Origin of the sequence: Streptomyces sp. HUAS ZL42 (assembly GCF_040782645.1) — a bacterium.
Lineage (GTDB): Bacteria > Actinomycetota > Actinomycetes > Streptomycetales > Streptomycetaceae > Streptomyces.
In genome coordinates, this window is the sequence record NZ_CP160403.1 from 3,293,220 (window position 1) to 3,316,145 (window position 22,926).

Sequence of the window (22,926 nt, forward strand, 5' to 3'; positions counted from 1 at the left end):
GCCAACTGCATACCGGCCGTTCGAATCCGCGCGGGAGAGTTCCCAGCCCTGGCTGGGACGCCGAAGGAGCAAGTCCCTCCCTTGAATCTCTCAGGCCCCGTTACCGCGCGGGCGAGGCACATCTGAAAAGCGGGCCGCTGCGACAGCGGCTCCACCCAAGGTGCAAGCCAGGACCCCTGTGCGGTCATGGCGAACCTCTCAGGTTCCGATGACAGATGGGGAGGAACGACCTCGCCCGTCATGCCTTTGGAGACGACCGACCGATGAGCAGTACCGAACCCGCAGAGAAGCGTCGCACCGCACTCGATGCCGTGCACCGCTCGCTCGGCGCCACGATGACCGACTTCGCCGGCTGGGACATGCCCCTGCGCTACGGCTCCGAGCGCGACGAGCACAACGCCGTACGCACCCGGGCCGGTCTCTTCGACCTTTCGCACATGGGCGAGATCACCGTCACCGGACCGCAGGCAGCCGCCTTCCTGAACCACGCGCTCGTCGGCGACATCGCCTCCCTCGGCGCCGGCCGCGCCCGCTACACCATGATCTGCCGGGCCGACGGCGGCATCCTCGACGACCTGATCGTCTACCGGCTCGCCGAGACGGAATACATGGTCGTCGCCAACGCCTCCAACGCCCAGGTGGTGCTGGACGCGCTGACCGAGCGCGTCTCCGGCTTCGACGCCGAGGTGCGCGACGACCGGGACGCGTACGCGCTGATCGCCGTCCAGGGCCCCGAGTCCCCCGGCATCCTCGCGTCCCTCACCGACGCCGACCTCGACGGGCTGAAGTACTACGCCGGTCTGCCCGGCACGGTCGCCGGCGTCCCGGCGCTGATCGCGCGCACCGGCTACACGGGCGAGGACGGCTTCGAGCTGTTCGTGGCCCCGGCCGACGCGGAGAAGCTGTGGCAGGCACTGACCGAGGCGGGCTCCCCGGCCGGCCTTGTCCCGTGCGGGCTGTCCTGCCGGGACACGCTGCGCCTGGAGGCGGGCATGCCGCTGTACGGGCATGAACTCTCCACCTCCCTCACCCCCTTCGACGCCGGGCTCGGACGGGTCGTGAAGTTCGAGAAGGAGGGCGACTTCGTGGGGCGCGAGGCGTTGCGGAAGGCCGCGTCCCGCGCCGAGGAGAACCCCCCGCGCGTCCTCGTCGGCCTGGTCGCCGAGGGCCGTCGCGTCCCGCGCGCCGGGTACCCGGTCGTCGTCGGCGGCGAGGTGATCGGCGAGGTCACCTCCGGCGCGCCCTCCCCCACGCTGGGCAAGCCGATCGCCATGGCCTACGTCGACGCGGCGCACTCGGCGCCCGGCACGCCCGGCGTCGGCGTGGACATTCGAGGCAGCCACGAGCCCTACGAGGTCGTGGCCTTGCCCTTCTACAAGCGCCAGAAGTAGAGACTGGGCGCGGCGGCCGGCTATCCGAACGTGACTCCGCGCACATTTCCGCTGCTCACAAGCGTGTACAGCAGTGCCTCATTCATCAGCACTCCCTCGCCTACAGGAGAATTCAGGCCATGAGCAACCCCCAGCAGCTGCGCTACAGCAAGGAGCACGAGTGGCTGTCGGACGCCGAGGACGGCGTCGCGACGGTCGGCATCACGGAGTTCGCGGCCAACGCGCTCGGTGATGTCGTCTACGCCCAGCTCCCCGATGTCGGCTCCACGGTGACCGCGGGCGAGTCCTGCGGCGAACTGGAGTCCACCAAGTCCGTGTCCGACCTGTACTCCCCGGTCTCCGGCGAGATCACCGAGATCAACGAGGACGTGGTGAACGACCCGTCGCTGGTGAACTCGGCCCCCTTCGAGGGCGGCTGGCTGTTCAAGGTGCGCGTCGCGGAGGAGCCGGCCGACCTGCTCTCCGCCGACGAGTACGCCGCCCACACCGCCGGCTGAGGAGCCCTTCACCCGATGTCCGTTCTGAACACACACCTGCACGAGCTCGACCCGGAGATCGCCGCCGCGGTCGACGCCGAGCTGAACCGTCAGCAGTCCACGCTGGAGATGATCGCCTCGGAGAACTTCGCTCCGCTCGCGGTCATGGAGGCGCAGGGCTCGGTGCTGACCAACAAGTACGCCGAGGGCTACCCGGGCCGCCGCTACTACGGCGGCTGCGAGCACGTCGACGTCGCCGAGCAGATCGCGATCGACCGGATCAAGGAGCTGTTCGGCGCCGAGTACGCCAACGTGCAGCCCCACTCCGGTGCCTCCGCCAACCAGGCCGCGCTGTTCGCGCTGGCCCAGCCCGGCGACACCATCCTGGGCCTGGACCTGGCCCACGGCGGCCACCTGACCCACGGGATGCGGCTGAACTTCTCCGGCAAGCAGTTCAACGTGGTCGCCTACCACGTGGACGTGGAGAGCGGCCTGGTCGACATGGCCGAGGTCGAGCGGCTCGCCAAGGAGCACCGGCCGAAGGTGATCATCGCGGGCTGGTCGGCGTACCCGAGGCAGCTGGACTTCGCCGCCTTCCGCCGCATCGCCGACGAGGTCGAGGCGTACCTGTGGGTCGACATGGCGCACTTCGCGGGCCTGGTCGCGGCCGGTCTGCACCCCAACCCGGTGCAGTACGCCGATGTCGTCACCTCCACCACCCACAAGACGCTGGGCGGCCCGCGCGGCGGCATCATCCTGGCGAGGAAGGACTTCGCCAAGAAGCTCAACTCGTCCGTCTTCCCGGGCTTCCAGGGCGGTCCCCTGGAGCATGTGATCGCGGCGAAGGCGGTCTCCTTCAAGGTCGCCGCCTCGCAGGAGTTCAAGGAGCGCCAGCGCCGCACGGTCGAGGGCGCGCAGATCCTCGCCGAGCGGCTGACCGCCCCCGACGCCCGCGCGGCCGGCGTCAACGTCCTGTCCGGCGGCACCGACGTGCACCTGATCCTGGTCGACCTGCGCGCCTCCGAGCTGGACGGCCGGCAGGCCGAGGACCGCCTCCACGAGGTCGGCATCACGGTCAACCGCAACGCCGTCCCCAACGACCCGCGCCCGCCGATGGTGACCTCGGGCCTGCGCATCGGTACGCCCGCCCTGGCCACCCGCGGCTTCACCGCCGAGGACTTCGCCGAGGTCGCGGACGTCATCGCGGAGGCGCTGAAGCCCTCGTACGACGCGGAGACGCTGAAGACCCGCGTGAAGGCACTGGCCGACAAACACCCGCTGTACCCCGTTCTGAACAAGTAGTTCCTTTTTGCGGGGTGCCACGCACACTCGAAGGTGGGCGTGGCACCCCCACTCCCCGCACCACCCCCCGTATTGAGGAGTCACCGTGGCCATCTCGGTCTTCGATCTGTTCTCGATCGGCATCGGCCCGTCCAGCTCCCACACGGTCGGCCCCATGCGCGCGGCGCGCATGTTCGCGCGCCGGCTGCGCAACGAGGACCTGCTGGGCTCCGTCGCCTCCGTGCGCAGCGAGCTGTACGGCTCCCTGGGCGCGACCGGCCACGGGCACGGCACACCCAAGGCGGTGCTGCTCGGCCTGGAGGGCGCCTCGCCGCGGACGTTGGACGTGGAGACGGCGGACGAACGGGTGGAGCAGATCAAGGAGTCGGGGCGGCTGCGTCTCCTCGGCACGCGCGAGATCGCGTTCGACTTCGACAAGGACATGGTCCTGCACCGCCGCAAGGCACTCCCGTACCACGCGAACGGCATGACGCTCCGGGTGTACGACGCGCAGGGCGCCGAACTCCTGGAGAAGACGTACTACTCGGTCGGCGGCGGCTTCGTCGTCGACGAGGAAGCGGTCGGCGCGGACCGCATCAAGCTGGACGACACGGTCCTGAAGTATCCCTTCCGCACGGGTGACGAGCTGCTGCGCCTGACGAAGGAGACCGGCCTGTCGATCTCCTCGCTGATGCTGGAGAACGAGCGGGCCTGGCGCACCGAGGAGGAGATCCGCTGCGGCCTGCTGGACATCTGGCACGTGATGCGGGCGTGCGTGTCGCGCGGCATGTCCCGCGAGGGCATCCTCCCGGGCGGTCTGCGGGTACGCCGTCGCGCTGCGATGACGGCACGTCAACTGCGCGCCGAGGGCGACCCGTTGGCCCACGCCATGGAGTGGATCACGCTGTACGCGATGGCCGTGAACGAGGAGAACGCGGCCGGCGGGCGGGTCGTGACCGCCCCGACGAACGGCGCTGCCGGGATCATCCCCGCGGTCCTGCACTACTACATCAACTTCATCCCGGGCGCGGACGAGGACGGCGTGGTCCGCTTCCTGCTCGCGGCCGGCGCGATCGGCATGCTCTTCAAGGAGAACGCCTCCATCTCCGGCGCCGAGGTCGGCTGCCAGGGCGAGGTCGGCTCCGCCTGCTCCATGGCCGCGGGCGCCCTGGCGGAGGTGCTCGGCGGCTCTCCGGAGCAGGTCGAGAACGCCGCCGAGATCGGCATGGAACACAACCTGGGCCTGACCTGCGATCCGGTGGGCGGCCTGGTCCAGATCCCGTGCATCGAACGCAACGGCATGGCCGCGGTGAAGGCGGTCACGGCGGCCCGCATGGCCATGCGGGGCGACGGTTCGCACAAGGTGTCCCTGGACAAGGTCATCAAGACGATGAAGGACACCGGCGCCGACATGAGCGTGAAGTACAAGGAGACGGCGCGGGGCGGGCTGGCGGTGAACATCATCGAGTGCTGATCCGGCGCGGCTGCGCCAGGGTGAACGAGGACGGGGAGCTTCCAGGTATGGGTGGGACGGTCAGTGCGGTCAGCAGCAACGGGGTGTACTCGTTCACCAAGCCCAACCGCGACGGCATCACGCTGATCGCCGGATTCGGGGTGGAGGGGGACGTGCACGGTGGAGTGACCGTGAAGCATCGGTCTCGGGTGCGGAGGGATCCCTCGCAGCCGAATCTGCGGCAGGTGCACCTCATACATGCGGAGCTGTTCGACGAGGTGCGCGAGGCCGGGTTCGAGGTGGCGGCCGGGGAACTCGGGGAGAACGTCACCACGCGTGGGATCGATCTGCTGGGGCTGCCCGCCGGGACACTGCTGCGGCTCGGGGAGGCGGCCGTGGTCGAGGTGACCGGGCTACGGAATCCGTGTGCGCAGATCGACGACTTTCAAAAGGGGCTGCTGAAGCAGGTCGTCGGGCGGGACGCCGCGGGCGATGTGCGTTTCAGGGCCGGGATCATGAGCGTCGTACTGAGCGGCGGCGTGGTGCGGCCCGGGGACCCGATCACGGTCGAGGTGCCGAACGGGCCGCACAGGCCCTTGCAGATCGTGTGACCTGGGCGCGGAACTCCGGGTGGGGCGCCCTGCCGGACGCCCCGTTCGCTCACGTCACTTGCTCAGGTACGCCCAGAACTCGTCGAACGACAGGACCTTGTCGCCGTTCAGGTCACGGGTCTTGATGATGGCCTCGGCGACCGACTCGGTGACGTTCCAGTCGCCCTCCTGGGCCAGGGCGGTCTTGAACTCGGCGGCGGTGACGAAGCCGTCACCGTCAGTGTCGATCCGCTGGAAATGCTTGCGTGCTTCGTCGATGTCCGCCACCGATCCGCCCCTTTTCCTCGTACCTTGCGGTATTTCTCGCTGTCGTGCTGACGCAGGTCAGATTAACGGCCCGCCAGAGCGCGCGGCGCAGCGACCACCCACGAGAACTCCTCCTCGTACGACGGCTGGGGACAGAGACCGTTCAGGATGACCGACAGCTCGCACGTCCGGCTGGGTTCTGGATCAGCTCGGCGAGCTCCACCCACGCGTTCACCTGCTCGGGGGTGGGATCGTCCGGCAGTTGGGCGGCCGCGAACCGCAGCCGGGTGCGGATGTCGGGATCCGCCGTGTCGAGCCCCTCGAAGATCTCCGCCATGAAGTCCCCGACGATTCAGCGCCGTTCGGCCGCCGACAGTCGCGCCAGCTTGTTCATCAGGGTCATCTCCTCTGCGGTGGAGCCGCGTCGCGCCACGGTCGACAGCACGATGCCCTACACCTCCGCCCTGAAGCGTGGAGCACTGGACAAGTGTTCGGTAGCGGATGGTGCGCACGGTCAGTCCGGTGCCGTCATCGATCATGTCTGCGAGTCTGGGCCTTCCAGTGGGTGGAGACTCAAGCGAGGAGTGCGGGGGCGATGGCGGAGACGCTGCGGGACATTCTGGACGCGGCGGCGCGCGGTGTCTTCCCGCCGCCGGACGGCACGACGACCGTCGTACCCCAGCACTCCCACCGGGACGCCGGCGTCTTCGCCTTCACCGCGCACTCCGTGGTCTGCACGGACGAGGACCCGGAGTGGGTGTACGAGACGCTGCGCGGCGTCGACTGCGACGCGCTCGCGGCGACGATGAACGCGCGGTTCCTGGCGGCCTTCATGGACCGTACGGGCCGCAGGACCGACACCATCGACGTGATGACCGTCGGTTCCCCGCTGCCGGGAGAGCCGTCAGTGGCCTTGCGGAAGGTCGACGATCCGGAACATCCGCGGGTCGTCAGCTCCCGGAAGCGACGCGACGATGTGCGGGTCTGGACGGCGCAGGGGGGCGTGCTCGTCCTGGGGCGCGGGGTCGCGGGACGGCTGGAGGTCGCCGTCGAGGTGGCGGAGGGGGTACGGCACCGGGGGCTGGGACGTGCCCTGGTGACGGCGGCGCGGCAGCTGAGCGGGGGCGAGCCGGTGTGGGCCCAGGTGTCGGCGGGGAACGCCCGCAGTCTGCGGGCGTTCCAGGCGGCCGGTTATCTGCCGGTGGGTTCGGAGGCGCTGTTCGTCGCCGGCCAGCGGGTGCTGCCTCGCCCTCAGCGGAAGATGCCCGTGTGGCCCAGTGAGTAGCGGCCCGGCTGCGGGTAGACCGCCAGGCCGTGCGGGCCGCTGCCGACGGGGACGCGGGCGAGCTCGGCGCCGGTGCGGGTGTCGATGGCGTACACCTCGGCGTTGTAACGCCCGGACAGCCACAGCACCTTGCCGTCGGCGGAGACTCCGCCCATGTCGGGGCTGCCGCCGCCCGGCAGGCGCCACTTCTTGGTGAGCTTGCTCTGCGTGAAGTCGAAGACGGAGACGGTGCCCTCGCCGCGGTTGGAGATGTACATCTCGCGGGAGTCGCGGCTGATGTACAGGCCGTGGGCGCCCTTGCCGGTGGGCAGGAGGGCAGGCTTGGTGAACCTGTCGCCGTCCAGGACCCAGACCCCGTCGGCCGTCATGTCGGCGATGTAGAACCTCTTCCCGTCGGGCGAGATCTTGACGTCCTGGGGCATCGCCCCGTGGAAGGGGAGCTTCTGCTGCCCGACGACCTTCATCTTCTCGGTGTCGACCTTGAGCAGTTCGCCACTGAACTCGCAGGAGACGATGAAGTACCTGCCGTCGAGGGAGAAGTCGGCGTGGTTGACGCCGTAGCAGGTCACCGGTTCGGTCCTGATCCGCTTCATGGTGTGCGGGTCGCGGAAGACCAGTTCGCGGTCGAGGGAGGCCATGACGACGGCGTACTTGCCGTCGGGCGTGAAGTAGAGGTTGTACGGGTCGTGCACCTCGACCGGCTTGCCCGCCTTTCCCGTCCTCGGGTCGATGGGGGTGAGGGTGTGGCCGCGGTTGTTGTTGACCCACAGCGTCTTCATGTCCCAGGAGGGCACGACGTGCTGGGGTTGCCGCCCGACGTGGATCGTGTCGATGATCTTGTACGTCCCGGGGTCGATGACCGACACGGTGTCGGACCCGGTGTTGGGGACGTAGACACGGGACGGGAAGTCCTTGACCACCGGGGAGAGCTTGTTCGGGCGGTCTGCGGCGTAGACGTCCTTCGGGTCCAGGACGGGCGGCATGCCGGGCAGGCCCTGGACGACGTTCTTCTTCCTGGGCGGCGCGGGGACGGCGGCCTTGCTGCCGGCCGCCTCGGTGGGCCCGCTCTTGGGGTGGGAGCCGCAGGCGGCGAGGGCGACGAGGGCGGCGGCCGCGATCAGGGCGCTTTTCGTGAGGTTCCGGTGCATCAGCTGAGCAGCTCCGTGGTGGTGACCGCGCGCAGTCCGCGGCGGTCGAGTTCTTCCAGTACGACGGGGAGGGCGGCGACCGTGTCCGGGTAACCGAAGTGCAGGCTCACCACGGAACCGTTGCGGATCTCGTCGAGGACTTTGCGGGCGACGGCGGGGGCGCCGGGCGCGGTGAAGTCGAGCGAGTCGACGTCGTACGACAGGACGTGGGGGTAGCCCGCGCGCTTGGCCAGGCGTTCGACGAGCGGGGAGGCGCGGGCGGCCCGGGAGGGGCGGAACCAGGTGCCGATGGAGCCGGTGAGCCGCTTCAGACGGTCCGCGCAGGCGAGGATCTCCTGCTCGGCGTCGGCCTCGGGCAGGGCGTTGATGTCGACGTGGCGGTGGGTGTGGTTGCCGAGGTCGTGGCCGCCGTCGAGGATGCGGCGGGCGAGGGTGGGGTGTTCGTCCAGCCAGGTGCCGACGGCGAGCACGGTGAGGCGGGCGCCGTGGCGTTCGGCCTCGGTGAGGAGGGCTTCTGCGGTTTCGGGGTCGCCCTGGCCGTGGAAGGTGAGGGCGATGCGGGGGTGGTTGCGGGGGCCGTGGGTGAGTTGTGCGGGCAGGCCCGGGAAAAGGCGGGGGCCGGCTTGCGCGGCCGTCTCGCTGTCCGGATTGGCCGCGTGGGTGGGGTGTGCGACGGCGCCGCTCGTGGCGCAGCCGGCGGCGAACGCGCCTGCGGCGAGGAGGCCGGCTCCCGTGCGGAGGGCCGTCCGGCGGTCGGTCGTGGTCACCCGCACCATTTAAGGGCGGATGGGGTGGAAAAGGGGCGATTGGGCCGAACGGTGGCTCTTGCGGGTTGCGTGGAGAGGGCACCCCTCGGACCGTCAGCGGTCTGCCACCTTCATTTCGAACCAGGTCGTCTTGCCGCGCGGGAGGAGGTCGACGCCCCAGCGGTCGGAGAGCTTGTCGACGAGGAAGAGTCCACGGCCGCTGATGTCCAGTTCCTGGACCGGCATCAGGCAGGGCAGGCCCCGGGAGGGGTCGCGGACCTCGATGCGGATCCAGCCGCGGCGGCGGCGCATACGGAGGCCGAAGATCCGGGCGCCGGTGTGGCGTACGGCATTGCCCACGAGTTCGGAGACGAGTAACACCGCGTCTTCCGTCATCTTGGGGGTCAGGCACCACTGGCGCAGGACCACCACCTGCGTCAAACGGCGGGCCGTGGCCGCGGATTCGGGACGGGACGGAAGCGGAACCTCTGCCTCCGTGGGATTGCCGAACAGCTCCAGCGCCTTCAGTGCGCGGTCGTCCTCGACCGCCGGCGACCAGCGCGCCGCAGTTGCACGACCGTGCCCCCGCGGCTGTTCGATGCCCTCCAGCCCCGCCATGCCCCCATCATGGCCGCCCCGGGCGACCTCCGTGGCCGTTCCGGCGGAATACACCCCCCTGGAGCCACGGCTCCGCGGGGTGCGATTGGCATATGCCGATGGTATTTCGGAGCTCGTCACAGCCCCTTCGACCTGCGACGACGTCTCGTCCAGAGGCAATCGACAGACTCCCTCGACAAGGCAGGCTTAAGGTCGTCTTAAGGTTCCCATAAACCGCCCCATCGAGGGACCCGGATGAGACATCGCGTCAACTGCAAGCGGTTCGACGGAGATTCACAGGTTCAGAGGAACTTCGCCTTCCCCGGACCCTCCTCGACGAAGCTGCGCATCCCGCGCTCGCGGTCCTCCGTGGCGAACAGGCCCGCGAACCAGTTGCGTTCGACCGTGAGGCCCGTGTCGATGTCCGTCTCCAGACCGGCGTCCACGGCCTCCTTCGCCGCACGGAGTGCGATCGCCGGGCCCTGTGCCAGCTTCGCCGCCCAGGCGTGGGCCTCGGTGTACACGTCGGCGGCCGGGACCACGCGGTCCACCAGGCCCAGGGTCAGCGCCTCGTCCGCCTTCACCATGCGGCCCGTGAAGATCAGGTCCTTCGCCCTGGAGGGGCCGATCAGGCGGGACAGCCGCTGGGTGCCGCCCGCGCCGGGGATCAGGCCCAGCAGGATCTCGGGCTGGCCGAGCTTCGCGTTCTCCGCGGCGATGCGGTAGTCGGCGCACAGCGCGAGCTCGCAGCCACCGCCGAGCGCGTAGCCGGTGATGGCCGCGACCACGGGCTTGGGGATGCGGGCCACCGCCGTGAACGAGTCCTGCAGGGCCTTCGCGCGCAGGACCATCGCCGCGTGGTCCATGGCATGCATCTCCTTGATGTCCGCGCCGGCCGCGAACACCTTCTCCCCTCCGTACACGACCACGGCGCGTACGTCCTCGCGGCGCGTGGCCTCCTCGGCCAGTTCCCTGAGGCGGTCCTGCGTGGCCACGTCCAGCGCGTTCATGGGCGGGCGGTCGAGACGGAGGGTGCCGACGCCCTCGGCGACTTCGAGATTCACGGTCATGCAGGCAGGTTAACCATGACTCACGGCAACCGGCCGGGTGCGGTCGATCACACCCGGCCGGGGGTCTGGGGGTTGCCCCCAGGCAGGCACAGCACCATGACTAACGGCAACGGCCCCGGTGCCGTACCTCACACCGGGGGCGCGTGCCGGGCCGTATGTCTGGAAGGCCTTACGCCTTCCACTTCTCCCACGACATGTTCCAGCCGTTGAGGCCGTTGTCCGGGTCGACCGTGCGGTCGTTGGAGTTCTTCACGACGACCACGTCACCGACCATCGAGTGGTTGAAGAACCACGCGGCGGGCACGCCGCTGTCGTAGCCGCCCCGGACGTCACGCAGCCCGACGCAGCCGTGGCTGGCGTTGTAGTTGCCGAAGGCGCCGCCGCCCCAGTAGTTGCCGTGGATGAACGTGCCCGAGGTGGTCAGGCGGATGGCGTGCGGGACGTCCTTGATGTCGTACTCGCCGCCGTAGCCGACCGTCTCGCCGTTCATGCGGGTCACCGTGAGCTTCTCGCTCATGACCATCTGGCCGTTCCAGGTGTCGTAGCCGGGCTTGCCGGTGGTGACCGGGATGGTCTTGATGACCTTGCCGTCCTGCGTGACCTTCATGTTGTGCTTCTTGACGTCGACGATCGACACCTGGTTGCGGCCGATGGTGAAGGACACCGTCTTGGACTGCTTGCCGTAGACGCCGGGCCGGCCCTCGACGCCGTTCAGGTTCAGCTTCACCGTCACCTTGGTGCCGGACTTCCAGTACTGCTCCGGACGGAAGTCCAGCCGGTCGTTGCCGAACCAGTGGCCCTGGACGTCCACGGCCGGCTCCGTCTTGACGGTGATGGCCTTCTCGACGTCCTCCGGGTGCGTGATGCCCCGCGTGAACCGGATGGAGAACGGCATGCCGACGCCGACCGTGGAGCCGTCCTCCGGCGTGAAGCTGCCGATGAAGGTGTTCTCCGGGGTCAGGGTGGTGAAGGCCGAGTCCTCGGCGGCCGTACGGCCCTCGGAGTCCTTCGCGACCGCGTGCACCTGGTACTTGGTGGACGCGGCCAGGTGCGAGGCGGGCGTCCAGCTGGCGCCGTCGGCGGAGATCGTGCCGTCGATCTTCGTGCCCTTGGCGTCCTTGACCTCGACCTCGGTCAACTTGCCCTTCGCGGCGCTGACCTTGAGGGCACCGCTCGTGTCGACGGACTTGGCGCCGTCCTTCGGGGTGATGGTGACGACCGCCTCGGACTGCTTGCTCTGGGCGGTGGAGGAGTCCCCGCCCGCCTTGCCCTTCGAGTCCTTGGAGTCGGACCCCCCACCGCCCCCGCCGCAGGCGGTGACGGCCAGCAGCAGCACCCCGAGGACCAACGCCAACAGCCCCCTGCGGCCGCGGTCGCGCGCGTCAACCGACGCCCCCGATATCGGTCGCACGTTCAAGTCTTTCTCCCTCCCCCGGGCCTGGTCAGGCCCGCAACCCCGGCGCAGCAGCTCGCGCGATAGCGCATATTAACTGCATGATCGGCGCCCCCGGCGGCCCGCAAATGTCACCGTTCAGTCCCAACTTCAACGGCTTGTCGAGCCCCTGGGGACCCACCCCCTACCGGGTCATTTGACCGCGCTGCCCGCCTTCCACTCCTTCCAGCCCATGTTCCACCCTCCGAGCCCGTTGTCCGCAGCGACCTTTTTGTCATTGCTGTGGACGACTTCGACCACGTCCCCGACGAGGCTGCGGTCGAAGAACCAGCCCGCCGGCGTGTCCGAACCGCCGCCCTTCACGTCCCGCAACCCCACACAGCCGTGGCTGACATTGGCGTTGCCGAAGGCGTCCGACGCCCAGTAGTTGCCGTGCAGGAAGGTGCCGGAGTCGGTCAGGCGCATGGCGTGCGGGACGTCCGGGATGTCGTACTCGCCGCCGAAGCCGACCGTGCGGCTGTTCATACGGGTCACCTCGAGCATCTCGGTGACGACCATCTTCCCGTTGTACGTCGTGGTCCTGGGCGCGCCTGCGGTGATGGGCACGGTGGCGAGGAGTTCGCCGGCACGCCGCACCTCCATGGTGTGCTTGGCGGCGTCCACCACGGAGACCTGTTCGCGGCCGACGGTGAAGGAGAACGTCTTGTACTGCAGGCCGTAGACACCGGGTGCGCCCTCGACGTCCCGGAAGCGCAGGTCGACGGTGACCTGGGTGCCGGGCTTCCAGTAGTGCTCGGGGCGGAAGTCGAGGCGGCCCTTGTCGAACCAGTGCGGGCGGACCTCGACGGGCGGTTTCGCGGTGACGCGGACGGCTCGTTCGACGGCGGCGCGGTTCTCGATCTCCCTGTTGAACTGCAGGGAGACGATCATTCCGGTGCCGACGACGGAGCGGTTCTCGGGGGTGACGTATCCGATGAAGCGCTCTTCGGGGACGTACGTCGTGAAGGTGGTGTGCCGGGCCGAGCGGCGCCCCCGGCCGTCCAGGGCGACCGCGTCGACCGTGTACTTGGCGGCCAGGGCCAGCTTCTCGTGCTCGGGTTCCCAGCGCAGGCCGTCCTCGGAGATGTGCCCGGGCACCGGGGTCTCCTGTGCGTCCTGCCACTTGACGACCTTCACCGACTCCAGGCGCCCGCTGGGCACCCGGATCCGCAGCGTCTCCTCGGGCCGTACGCCCTTGCTGCCGTCGTCCGGGGAGATGCGGATGACGTCCTCGGGCGCCGAGGGTTTCCCCAGCACCTCGCCGATGCCGCCGATGCCGTCCGAAGTACAGCCGGCGGCTCCGGCCAGCAGTCCTGCCCATGTCAGTACGGCGGCCAGCGCGGCCCCCGCGCGCCGTGCGCGCCCTTGTGCATGCCTCACGAGGGGGACAACGACCGGGCCCGCCCTGGGGAAACGTGAGTGCGAGCCACGGTCTGGGCAGAACAGTGGGGAGGACGACGCGAGGGGGTGTCGTGGCCGGGACGCTTCACGCCCTTTCCACGTCGTTCCGCGAGCCGTGGGAGGCTGACAGGTGTCCAGCGCAGCCGAGCAGGAGGCGGTGACCGAGGAGGCGCGCGCCGCCGCCGTCGTGAACGGCGCGCAGCGCAAGGCGCCCGGCGCGCCCGTGTGGCCGGGTGCACCGATGCCGCTGGGCGCCCGGTTCCGGGTCGGCCCGGACGGGGTCGCCGGCACCAACTTCGCGCTGTGGGCGGGCGGGGCCGAGTCGGTCGAGCTGTGCCTGTTCGACGAGCAGGGCAGGGAGACCCGGGCCCGGCTGACCGAGTTGACGCACGAGATCTGGCACGGCTTCGTGCCGGGCGTCATGCCGGGGCAGCGGTACGGCTACCGGGTGCACGGCCGCTGGGACCCCTGGACCGGCGCCCGCTGGAACCCGGCGAAACTGCTGCTCGACCCCTACGCGCGCGCGGTGGACGGCGACTTCGGCCTTCCTCCGGAGGTGTACGGACACGTCCGCGACTGGCCGCAGCAGCAGGTCGCGGACACCGTGCGCGACGACCGGGACTCCGCGCCGTACGTGCCGAAGGGCGTCGTGGTCCACGACGACGCCACCGACGACGAGTGGATGGACGACCGCCGGCCGAAGACACCGTGGGCGGACTCGGTGATCTACGAGTTGCATGTACGGGGGTTCACGAAGCTGCACCCGGGGATCCCGGAGGAACTGCGCGGGACGTACGCCGGTCTGGCCCATCCCGCGGCGATCGAGCACCTGGTGAAGCTGGGTGTGACGGCCGTCGAGCTGCTGCCGGTGCACCAGTTCGCGCACGAGGACCATCTGCTGCGCAAGGGCCTGCGCAACTACTGGGGCTACAACTCCATCGGTTACTTCGCCCCGCACGCCGCCTACGCCTCCTCAGGGACGACCGGTCAGCAGGTGGGCGAGTTCAAGCGCATGGTGCGCGCCCTGCACGAGGCGGGGATCGAGGTCATCCTCGACGTGGTCTACAACCACACGGCGGAGGCGGGCGAACTGGGTCCCACCCTGTCGCTGAAGGGCATCGACAACCGGGGCTACTACCGGCTCCAGTCGGACGCGCGCCGGTACGCCGACTACACGGGCTGCGGCAACACACTGCACGTGGTCCAGCCGCACGTGCTGCGCCTCATCACGGACTCGCTCCGCTACTGGGTGACCGAGATGGGCGTGGACGGCTTCCGCTTCGACCTCGCCGCCGCGCTCGCGCGTTCCATGCACGACGTCGACATGCTGTCGCCGTTCCTCGCGGTCATCGCCCAGGACCCGGTGCTGCGGCGGGTGAAGCTGATCGCGGAGCCGTGGGACGTGGGGTCGGGCGGCTACCAGGTGGGCGCGTTCCCCCCGCTGTGGACGGAGTGGAACGACCGCTACCGCAACGCCGTACGGGACTTCTGGCGGGGTGCGCTGCCGGACGTACGGGACCTGGGGTACCGGCTGTCGGGCTCGAGCGACCTGTACGCCTGGGGAGGCCGCCGCCCCTACGCCTCGGTCAACTTCGTGACGGCGCACGACGGTTTCACCCTGCGCGACCTGGTGTCGTACGAACGCAAGCACAACGAGGCGAACGGCGAGGGCAACCGGGACGGCACGAACGACAACCGGGCGTGGAACTGCGGAGCCGAGGGCGACACGGCCGATCAGCGGGTACGGGCGCTGCGGCGGCGGCAGTTGCGCAATCTGCTGACCACGCTGCTCCTGTCGACGGGCGTGCCGATGCTGGTCGCGGGCGACGAACTGGGGCGGACGCAGCGGGGCAACAACAACGCGTACTGCCAGGACAACGAGATCAGCTGGGTCGACTGGGGGCTGCTGGAGGAGCCCGCCTGGAAGGCCCTGTTCGACCTCACCGCACGACTGATCGACCTGCGGCACCGGCACCCGGTGCTGCGCCGCCGGGCGTTCTTCTCCGGCCGGGCGCACTCGGCGGACGGGCTGCGGGACCTGGCCTGGTTCACCGCGCGGGGCACGGAGATGACGGAACGGGACTGGTACGCACCCGCGGCGACGCTGGGGATGTACCTGTCCGGGCGGGACATCCCGGGCCGCGACGAGCGGGGGGCGCCGATCGTGGACGAGAGCTTCCTGGCCGTGCTGCACGCCGGGGACCGCCCGGTGAGTTTCGTGCTGCCGGGGCCGCCGTGGGCGGAGCGGTACGAGGTGGTCGTCGACACGTCGAGGGAGGAGCAGGCGGAGGCACCGGGCACGACGTACCGGGCGGGGGCGGCGATCACGGTGCCGGCGCGGGCGGTGCTGCTGCTGAAGGTGGCGGGGTGAGCGGACCGCCCGTATCCGCGTACGACTCCTCGAACATGCAGGTCGTAGGACTGACGGAGGACGGGAGTCCGGCCGAAACTCGGTGGGCGTTGTCAGCGGCGATCCGTAGGCTCGCTGCTGATGCCCACGACACCTTTGACCACCCAGGACCGGTCCGCCGTACGGACGTTGCTGCGCCTGTGGCCGTATGTACGGCCGATTCGGGCGCGGCTGTTCACCGCCGCGTTCGTGGCGGTCGTCGCCTCCTGTACGGGGCTGGTGATCCCGCTCGTCCTGAAGTGGATGGTGGACGGGCCGGTCGCCGACCGGGATCCCGCGGGCGTCTGGCTCGGGGCGCTGTACCTGCTGCTGCTCGGGCTCGCCGAGGCGGGTCTGTTCGGGGTGCGGCGGTGGCTGGTGGCACGGCCGCTGTCGCATGTCGAGGCGGAGATGCGGGCGGATCTGTACCGGCATCTGCAGCGGCTGCCGGTCGCGTTCCACGATCGGTGGGCGTCCGGGCAGTTGCTGTCCCGGGGGACGACGGATCTGATGCTGCTGCGTATGTTCCTCGCCTTTCCGCTGACGTTTCTGCTGGTCAACGGAGTGACGATTCTCGTCGGCGTGGTGATCATGCTGCTGCAGGACTTGACGCTGGGGCTGGTGATCCTGGGGCCCGCCGTGCCGGTCGTCGTCACCTGCGTGATCTTCGAGAAGCGGTACGCCGATGTGGCGCGGCTCGCCCAGGACCAGGTGGGTGATCTGACGACGGTCGTCGAGGAGAGTGTGCTCGGGATCCGGATCATCAAGGGGTTCGGGCGGCATCGGTCGCAGGCGCGGGCGTTCCGCGAACTGTCGCGGACACTGCGGGGGACGGAGCTGCGGAAGGCTCGGCTGCTGGCGACCATCTGGGGCGTCATCGTGACGTTGCCGGAGGTGGCCATCGGGGCGGCGTTGGTGCTGGGGGCGGTGCAGGTTGCCTCCGGCGGTCTCTCGGCGGGCACGTTGGTCGCCTTTCTGTCCACGGCGCTTGCCTTGCGGTGGCCGGTGGACTCGATCGGGTTTCTGCTGGCGATGAGTCAGGAGGCGGCGACTGCTACGGAGCGGTACTTCGAGGTGATGGATGCGGAGCCGGAGGAGCCGTCGGGTTCTGGTGAGCCGGGGTCGGTGCGGGCCGGGGGTGGGTCGCGCAGCCCGGCGCTGCGGGGTGCCGCTGCGCCCACCCTCCCCCACTCTCGACTTCGCTCGAGCGGGGGGACCCCCATCGCCCCAGCGGCACGACTGCCCGCAGCTAGACAGGGACTGACGTTCCACGACGTCACGTTCCGGTACCCCGACGCGCCATCCGACGCCCCTCCTGTTCTCCAGCGTGTCGATCTGCGCATCCGGCCCGGGGAGTCCATGGCTCTCGTCGGGGCCACCGGGAGTGGGAAGACCACCCTCACCGCGCTGGTGCCGCGGCTGCACGAGGTGACCTCCGGGTGCATCACGCTCGACGGGGAGGACATCTCCGCGATGCCGAGGGAGGCGCTGCGCGAACTCGTCGCCGTCGCCTTCGAGGAGCCCACCCTCTTCTCCGCGAGCGTCGGGGAGAACGTCCTCATGGGAGCCGGAGACGGTGCCGGTGACACGGAGCTGGAGCGGGCGCTCGGGGTCGCGCAGGCCGACTTCGTGCACGCGTTGCCGCAGGGGACGGGGACCCAGGTCGGCGAGCAGGGGCTCAGCCTCTCCGGCGGTCAGCGGCAGCGGCTCGCGCTGGCCCGGGCGGTCGTCGGCAGACCCCGGTTCCTCGTGCTGGACGACCCGCTGTCCGCCCTGGACGTCCACACCGAGGCCGCCGTGGAGGCCGCGCTGCGGCAGGTGCTCGCGGACACCACCGCCCTCATCGTGGCCCACCGCCCGTCGACCGTCCTGCTCGCCGACCGTGTCGCGCTGCTGTCCGGCGGCCGGATCGCCGCCGTCGGCACCCACCAGCAACTCCTGCGGACGAACGCCGAGTACGCCCACCTGATGTCCGGGGAAGAGGGGGACCCTCGATGACCGCGCCCACCACCTCCGTTCCCGCCGCCGACGACAACGAGCAGGAACTCCCGCGCGCGAAGGGCGCCCACGACCCCTTCGACCGCGATGTCCTGCCCACTCCCCCGGGCGCCACGGCCGCGCTCCTGCGCTCGCTCCTGGCCCCCATGAAGGCGCGCGTCGCCTTCACCACGCTCCTGCTGCTGTTCCAGCAGGCGGCCGTCCAGGCGGGCCCGCTGCTGGTGGCGTACGCCATCGACGACGCCGTACCGGCCTTCCGCCGGCACGACAACGGCCCGCTGATCGCGGTGGGCGTCGGCTATCTGCTGTGCGCGGTCGTCTCCGGTGCCCTGCAGTACGCCTTCATCGGGGCCTCCGCCCGCGTCAACCAGGACGTGCTGCTCGACCTGCGCGGCCGTATCTTCCGCCATGCGCAGGCCCTGAGCATCGACTTCCACGAGCGGTACACCTCGGGGCGGCTCATCTCCCGGTCCACCACGGACGTCGAGTCGCTGCGGGAACTGCTCAGCGAAGGCCTGCAGGAACTGGTCATGGTCATCCTGTCCTTCGCCTACATCTCGGCGATGCTGCTCTGGCTGGACCTGGGGCTGGGGGCCGTCGCGGTCGTGTCGTTCGTGCCGCTGTATCTGCTGGTGCGGGTGTATCAGCGGAGGGCCAAGCGCGTGTACCGGCTGCGGTCGACGGCCATCGCCGCGGTGATCGTGAAGTTCGTCGAGACGATGAACGGCATCCGTCCGGTGCGCGCGTTCCGTCGCGAGGCCGCCAACGACGCCGATTTCGCCGTACTCAACAAGCGTCACGAGCGGACCAACGGCGACGCGCTGCTCGAGATGGCCCGCTATGTCGTCGGCTCACGGCTGGTCGCCAACGCGTCCGTCGCGGTGATCGTGCTCTGGGGCGCCCACCGGGTGGCGGGCGGCTCGCTGGCCCTGGGTGTGCTGGCGGCCGCGGTGCTGTACCTGCGGCGGCTGTACGACCCGATCGACCGGCTCGGCATGTTCCTCAACTCGTACCAGTCGGCGGCCGCCTCCCTGGAGAAGATCGCGGGCCTGCTGGCGCAGACGCCGTCCGTGCCCGAGACGTCGGCACCGAGGGAGCTCCCCCCGCTCGAGAGCGAACACCCCGGCCGCGAGGTCGTGTTCGACGGTGTGCGGTTCGCCTACCGCACCGGCGGTGAGGTGCTGCCCCGCTTCGACCTCACCCTGCCGGCCGGGCAGACCGTCGCGGTCGTCGGGTCGACGGGCGCCGGGAAGTCCACGCTGGCCAAGCTGCTCGCCCGCTTCTACGACCCCTCGGACGGCCGGGTCCTCCTCGACGGGGTAGATTTGCGCGAGCTATCCGTGCCCGAACTGCGGCGCGGGGTGGTCATGGTGACGCAGGAGGCGTTCCTGTTCTCGGGCACGGTCGCCGAGAACATCGCCATCGGGCGGCCGGACGCGAGCCGAGAGGAGATCGAACGGGCGGCGAAGGCGATCGGCGCGCACGAGTTCATCAGCGCGCTGCCCGACGGCTACGACACGGACGTACGCAAGCGCGGCGGCCGCATCTCCGCAGGTCAGCGTCAACTGGTGGCCTTCGCACGGGCGTTGCTGGCCGACCCCGCGGTGCTGATCCTCGATGAGGCGACCAGCTCGCTGGACATCCCCGGGGAGCGGGCCGTGCAGCGGGCCATGTCGACGGTTCTGCACGGCCGTACGGCCGTCGTGATCGCCCACCGGCTGTCGACCGTGGAGATCGCCGACCGGGTTCTCGTCATGGAACACGGGCGCATCGTCGAGGACGGAAGTCCGGCCGAACTCGTGGCTGGAACCGGTCGGTTCGCAAATCTGCACCGGGCTTGGCAGGACAGTCTGGCGTAATCAACAGGCCAACCAGGGGGACAGGTGATCGACGCGTACGAGGATCCCGGCACGCCCGACTCTCGTGGCGGCTGGCGATACCTGTGGTGGCTGGTGATGCGGCAGCCGGGGCGTTCGGCGGCCGGCGCGGTGTTGGGCAGCTTGTGGATGGTGCTGCTCGCGGCGACGCCCTTCCTGATGGCCCGCGCCGTGGACCAGGGGCTCGAGAAGGGCGACATGGGCGCACTGGCCCTGTGGACGGGGCTGCTGCTCGCGGTCGGGACGTTCAACGCCTGGCTGAGCATCGTCCGGCACCGCACGATGACGCGGGTGCGGATGGACGCCAACTTCCGCACGGTCAAGGTCGTCGTCGGGCACGCGGTGCGGCTGGGCGCCGCACTGCCGCGCCAGGTCGGGGCCGGTGAGGTCGTGACGATCGGTGTGGGGGACGTGCAGCAGATCGCCTCGGCCCTCACGGTGATCGGCCCCGGCGTCGGCGCGATCGTCGCCTACCTCGTGGTCGCCGTGCTGCTGCTGTCGGTCTCCGCGCAGCTCACCCTGGTGGTGCTGCTCGGGGTGCCGGTACTGGCCGCGCTCGTCGGGCCGCTGATGCGCCGGTTGCAGAGCACGGAGTCGGAGTACCGGGAGCGGCAGGGCGTGCTGACCGCGCGGATCGGCGACCTCGCGGGCGGCCTGCGCGTCCTCAACGGGCTGGGCGGCAAGGGGCTGTTCGCCGACGCCTTCCGCCGTGACTCGGCGCGGCTGCGCGAACAGGGGTACCGGGTCGGCGCGGTGACCAGCTGGATGCAGGCGCTCGGGCTGGGCCTGCCGACGCTCTATCTCGCCGTGGTGACCTGGATGGCGGCCCGGATGGCGGCCCAGGGGACCATCTCCGTGGGCGAGTTGGTGTCGGTGTACGGCTATGTCGCGGTGCTGGTACGGCCGGTGGCGTACTTCCTCGGCTGGGGCTACCAGCTCGCCCGGGGCGCCGTGGCCGCCCGGCGCGTCGTCCGACTGCTGCGGCTGGAGCCGGAGCCGGACGGCGGCGTGCGCGAAGCCCCCGCGGAGCCCGCGGTGCTGCACGACCCCGAGTCGGGGGTGCGGGTGCGGCCGGGGCAGCTGACCGCGCTGGCCGGGGCGCGGCCCGCCGACGCGGCGGCCGTCGTCGACCGGCTCGGCCGGTACGCGCCGTCGGCGGCGACCTGGGGCGAGGTGCGCCTGGACGAGGTGCCGCTGCCTCAGGTCAGGGCGCGGATCCTGGTCGCCGACAACGAGGCCGACCTGTTCTCGGGGCCGCTGCGCGAGCTCGTCGCCGGGCGCGCGGAACCCGCCTCGGTCGACGAGGCGGAGATCAAGCGTGCCGTGCGGGCCGCCATGGCGGAGGACATCGTGCAGGGCCTGCCGGACGAGCTCGATTCGGCGATCGACGCACAGGGGCGCAACCTGTCCGGCGGGCAGCGGCAGCGCGTACGGCTGGTCCGGGCGCTGCTGGCCGACCCCGAGGTGCTGCTGGCCGTCGAGCCGACCTCGGCGCTCGACGCGCACACGGAGGCCGCGGTCGCGGACCGGCTGCGGGACGCGCGCAGGGGTCGTACGACCGTCGTCACCACCACCTCCCCGCTCGTACTCGACCGGGCGGACACCGTGCACTACCTCGTCGACGGGAAGGTCGCGGCCAGCGGCAGCCATCAGCGGCTGCTGGAGGAGGAGCCCGGCTACCGGGCGCTGGTGGCGCGGGATACCGACGCGCCTGCCGCCGACGAGGTCGACACGGACGCCGAGGAGGTCGTGGGGTGACGCGGGAAAAGCTGCCGATCGCGGAGCCGGCCGCGGTGCGCCGGGCCACCGTCCGGCTCGTACGGGCCGATGGGCGGGCCTTCGCCGGCGTACTGGCGCTGAACGCGGCGGCCGCCGCGGCGGGGCTCGCCGGGCCGTGGCTGCTGGGCCGGATCATCGACGACGTGCGGGCCGGCTCCGGTGTCGACGCTGTGGACCGGGCCGCGCTGGGGATCCTGGTCTGCGCGGTGGCACAGTTGCTGCTGGCGCGCTGGGCCCGGTACGCGGGGCACCGGTTCGGTGAGCGGATGCTGGCGCGGGTGCGCGAGCAGTTCGTGGACCGGGCGCTGGCGCTGCCCGCGTCGGTGGTGGAGCGGGCCGGCACCGGCGATCTGACGACGCGCGGCACCGCGGACGTGTCCACCGTCGGCACCACGCTGCGCGACGCCGGCCCCGATCTGCTCATCAACATCGTCCAGGCTCTGTTCCTGCTCGGCGCGGTCCTCGCGATCGACCCGCTGCTCGGCGTGGTGGGCGTGTTCGGCCTCACGCCGATCTGGTTCGCCCTGCGCTGGTATCTCCGCCGGGCCCGGGACGGCTACCTCGCCGAGGGCGCGGCGAACTCGGACGTCGCCGAGATCCTCGCGGCGACCGCGGCCGGAGCCCGCACGGTGGAGGCGTTCCGGCTCCAGGAGCGCCGGGTCACGGCGAGCCGGGAGACGCTGGAGCAGTCCCGGCTCAGGCGCATGTACACGCTGTTCCTGCGCACCGTGTTCTTCCCGGTGGTGGAGGTGTCGTACCTCTTCCCCGTGGCGGGGGTGCTGCTGATCGGCGGGGTGCTGGTCGCGCACGACGCGGTGAGCGTGGGGGCGATCGTGGCGGCCGCGTTGTATCTGAGGCAGTTGGAGGGGCCGATCGACGAGATCCTGGTGCGGGTGGAGGAACTGCAGAACAGCGGCGCCTCGTTCGCACGGGTGGAGGGTCTGGCGCAGGCACCGGTGGCCGACCGGGACGAGGATGCGGTGATCCCCGCGGACGACCGCATCGACGTCACCGGGGTGCGGTACGCCTACGACCGCGGCGGCGAGGTGCTGCACGGGGTCGACCTGACCGTCCGGCCCGGGGAGCGGCTGGCGGTGGTCGGCCCGTCGGGCGCCGGGAAGACCACGCTGAGCAGGCTCCTGGCGGGCGTCGACGCGCCGACCTCCGGGTCGGTGACGGTGGGCGGAGTCCCGGTGGCCGCGCTGGGTCCCGAACGCCTCCGCCGCCAGGTCGTCCTGGTCACCCAGGAGCACCATGTCTTCCTCGGCACCGTCCGCGACAATCTGCGGATCGCCGAACCGGCCGCCACGGACGAGCAGTTGTGGACCGCGCTGGCCGCTGTCGGCGCGGACGACTGGGTGCAGGAGCTGCCGGACGGCCTGAACACCGAGCTGGGTACGCCCGCTTGCCGGACCGACGGCTCACAGGCCCAGCAACTCGCCCTGGCCCGCGTGGTCCTGGCCGACCCGCACACGCTGATCCTCGACGAGGCGACGGCCCTCCTCGACCCTGCCACCGCCCGCCACACCGAACGAGCCCTGGCCGCCGTCCTGGAGGGCCGCACCGTCATCGCCATCGCCCACCGCCTGCACACCGCGCACGACGCGGACCGGGTGGCGGTCATGGAGGACGGCCGCGTCACGGAACTCGGCACGCACGAGGACCTGGTGGCGGAGGACGGCGCGTACGCGGCACTGTGGCGGACGTGGCACGGGGACCGGCACGGCTCGTCCTGAGTTCAGGGTC

At 70.6% G+C, this 22,926-nt stretch carries 18 protein-coding genes, 1 pseudogene and 1 riboswitch; of the genes and pseudogenes, 11 read left to right on the forward strand and 8 right to left on the reverse strand.

What is annotated here, in order from left to right; translation table 11 throughout:
- The first annotated feature begins 21 nt into the window (after window positions 1-21).
- Window positions 22-116, forward strand: a riboswitch (glycine riboswitch).
- Window positions 117-263: 147 nt separating this feature from the next.
- The 5 genes from gcvT (at window position 264) to ABZO29_RS15025 (ending at window position 5,212) form a co-directional block, all read left to right on the forward strand.
- Entirely contained in the window at window positions 264-1,391 is a 1,128-nt protein-coding gene (gene gcvT / locus ABZO29_RS15005) for a glycine cleavage system aminomethyltransferase GcvT (RefSeq protein WP_367320682.1), read from the forward strand.
- A gap of 119 nt (window positions 1,392-1,510) precedes the next feature.
- Entirely contained in the window at window positions 1,511-1,888 is a 378-nt protein-coding gene (gene gcvH, locus ABZO29_RS15010) for a glycine cleavage system protein GcvH (RefSeq protein ID WP_367320683.1), read from the forward strand.
- A gap of 15 nt (window positions 1,889-1,903) precedes the next feature.
- Window positions 1,904-3,169 (forward strand): serine hydroxymethyltransferase, encoded by a 1,266-nt coding sequence (glyA, locus tag ABZO29_RS15015; protein ID WP_367320684.1) that lies wholly within the window; start codon window positions 1,904-1,906, stop codon window positions 3,167-3,169.
- Window positions 3,170-3,254: 85 nt separating this feature from the next.
- Window positions 3,255-4,622, forward strand: a complete 1,368-nt coding sequence (locus tag ABZO29_RS15020; RefSeq protein ID WP_367320685.1) for an L-serine ammonia-lyase — start codon at window positions 3,255-3,257, stop codon at window positions 4,620-4,622.
- 47 nt (window positions 4,623-4,669) lie between these two features.
- On the forward strand, window positions 4,670-5,212 hold the full coding sequence (locus ABZO29_RS15025; protein ID WP_367320686.1) for an MOSC domain-containing protein: 543 nt from the start codon (window positions 4,670-4,672) through the stop codon (window positions 5,210-5,212).
- A gap of 54 nt (window positions 5,213-5,266) precedes the next feature.
- Here the strand turns inward: ABZO29_RS15025 and ABZO29_RS15030 are convergent, their stop codons facing one another.
- Together ABZO29_RS15030 and ABZO29_RS15035 are read right to left on the reverse strand one after the other, a co-directional pair.
- The gene (locus ABZO29_RS15030) at window positions 5,267-5,479 is read right to left on the reverse strand and encodes an EF-hand domain-containing protein (RefSeq protein WP_367320687.1); all 213 of its coding nucleotides are present in this window, start codon (window positions 5,477-5,479) and stop codon (window positions 5,267-5,269) included.
- Between the two features lie 172 nt (window positions 5,480-5,651).
- Window positions 5,652-5,903, reverse strand: a pseudogene (locus tag ABZO29_RS15035) (MerR family transcriptional regulator); the annotation flags it as partial.
- Between the two features lie 150 nt (window positions 5,904-6,053).
- Here ABZO29_RS15035 and ABZO29_RS15040 point away from each other — a divergent pair.
- Complete coding sequence (locus ABZO29_RS15040) at window positions 6,054-6,743, forward strand: N-acetyltransferase family protein (protein WP_367320688.1); 690 nt, start codon at window positions 6,054-6,056, stop codon at window positions 6,741-6,743.
- Here ABZO29_RS15040 and ABZO29_RS15045 read toward each other — a convergent pair.
- From ABZO29_RS15045 to ABZO29_RS15070, 6 genes are all read right to left on the reverse strand, one after another.
- Complete coding sequence (locus ABZO29_RS15045) at window positions 6,710-7,891, reverse strand: YncE family protein (RefSeq protein ID WP_367320689.1); 1,182 nt, start codon at window positions 7,889-7,891, stop codon at window positions 6,710-6,712. The two genes, ABZO29_RS15040 and ABZO29_RS15045, sit on opposite strands and share 34 nt — an antisense overlap.
- The gene (locus ABZO29_RS15050) at window positions 7,891-8,667 is read right to left on the reverse strand and encodes a polysaccharide deacetylase family protein (RefSeq protein WP_367320690.1); all 777 of its coding nucleotides are present in this window, start codon (window positions 8,665-8,667) and stop codon (window positions 7,891-7,893) included. The genes ABZO29_RS15045 and ABZO29_RS15050 overlap by 1 nt, the downstream gene beginning before the upstream one ends.
- Before the next feature lie 84 nt (window positions 8,668-8,751).
- The gene (locus tag ABZO29_RS15055) at window positions 8,752-9,255 is read right to left on the reverse strand and encodes an ATP-binding protein (RefSeq protein WP_367320691.1); all 504 of its coding nucleotides are present in this window, start codon (window positions 9,253-9,255) and stop codon (window positions 8,752-8,754) included.
- Window positions 9,256-9,536: 281 nt separating this feature from the next.
- Window positions 9,537-10,304 (reverse strand): enoyl-CoA hydratase/isomerase family protein, encoded by a 768-nt coding sequence (locus tag ABZO29_RS15060; RefSeq protein WP_367320692.1) that lies wholly within the window; start codon window positions 10,302-10,304, stop codon window positions 9,537-9,539.
- Between the two features lie 169 nt (window positions 10,305-10,473).
- Window positions 10,474-11,721 carry an Ig-like domain-containing protein gene (locus ABZO29_RS15065; RefSeq protein WP_367320693.1) on the reverse strand — a complete coding sequence of 416 codons (1,248 nt, stop codon included), beginning with the start codon at window positions 11,719-11,721 and terminating at the stop codon, window positions 10,474-10,476.
- Window positions 11,722-11,889: 168 nt separating this feature from the next.
- Entirely contained in the window at window positions 11,890-13,116 is a 1,227-nt protein-coding gene (locus ABZO29_RS15070) for an Ig-like domain-containing protein (protein ID WP_367320694.1), read from the reverse strand.
- 151 nt (window positions 13,117-13,267) lie between these two features.
- On the opposite strand from ABZO29_RS15070, the gene glgX reads away from it, so the two are divergent.
- From glgX to ABZO29_RS15095, 5 genes are all read left to right on the forward strand, one after another.
- Window positions 13,268-15,508: a glycogen debranching protein GlgX gene (glgX, locus tag ABZO29_RS15075; RefSeq protein WP_367320695.1), complete on the forward strand. Its 2,241-nt coding sequence runs from the start codon at window positions 13,268-13,270 to the stop codon at window positions 15,506-15,508.
- 120 nt (window positions 15,509-15,628) lie between these two features.
- Window positions 15,629-17,524, forward strand: a complete 1,896-nt coding sequence (locus tag ABZO29_RS15080) for an ABC transporter ATP-binding protein (protein WP_367320696.1) — start codon at window positions 15,629-15,631, stop codon at window positions 17,522-17,524.
- Window positions 17,521-19,383: an ABC transporter ATP-binding protein gene (locus ABZO29_RS15085; protein ID WP_367320697.1), complete on the forward strand. Its 1,863-nt coding sequence runs from the start codon at window positions 17,521-17,523 to the stop codon at window positions 19,381-19,383. Before ABZO29_RS15080 ends, ABZO29_RS15085 begins: the two co-directional genes overlap by 4 nt.
- Window positions 19,384-19,407: 24 nt before the next feature.
- Complete coding sequence (locus ABZO29_RS15090) at window positions 19,408-21,159, forward strand: ABC transporter transmembrane domain-containing protein (protein ID WP_367320698.1); 1,752 nt, start codon at window positions 19,408-19,410, stop codon at window positions 21,157-21,159.
- Window positions 21,156-22,916: an ABC transporter ATP-binding protein gene (locus tag ABZO29_RS15095; RefSeq protein WP_367320699.1), complete on the forward strand. Its 1,761-nt coding sequence runs from the start codon at window positions 21,156-21,158 to the stop codon at window positions 22,914-22,916. Before ABZO29_RS15090 ends, ABZO29_RS15095 begins: the two co-directional genes overlap by 4 nt.
- Window positions 22,917-22,926: the final 10 nt, after the last annotated feature.